The 361-nt window shown below is 37.4% G+C and carries 1 protein-coding gene; it reads right to left on the reverse strand.

Annotated features, from left to right (window positions below):
* Positions 1-215 (reverse strand): hypothetical protein (locus tag BCU12_RS23460; RefSeq protein WP_198599298.1); only part of this gene is annotated, 215 nt, incomplete at its 3' end.
* Between the last annotated feature and the right edge of the window lie 146 nt (positions 216-361).

Raw genomic sequence — 361 nt, forward strand, 5'->3', positions numbered from 1 at the left:
TTGCCAGAAATATAGGTATCAACCACAATAAGTGCTGGCCAGTTTGTCTGGCCAAAATCGCTCATGATGCCAATCTCTCCTTGTGAGTCGAATTCACCCCAATCACTGTCCAGTGATTTGTTACCAGTGAAAATATTCACATTTCCGGTCCATCCATTCGCATGCAGCATTCCAGAAGCAAGCATTCCAGCTATCAAGACAACACCTTTTTTCATTTCTATTCTCCAAGCTATTTCGCATTATATTTGAGTCGAAATCACCTTACCAAAGCTAAAAAAAGCAAGTTTCTAGAAATGTATTTAAATGTCTTTTTTTGTCAGGGTTATCTAGGAGATGTTTCAATAATCTATTGATATTAAAC

This window comes from Vibrio sp. 10N.261.55.A7 (assembly GCF_002877365.1).
GTDB lineage: Bacteria > Pseudomonadota > Gammaproteobacteria > Enterobacterales > Vibrionaceae > Vibrio.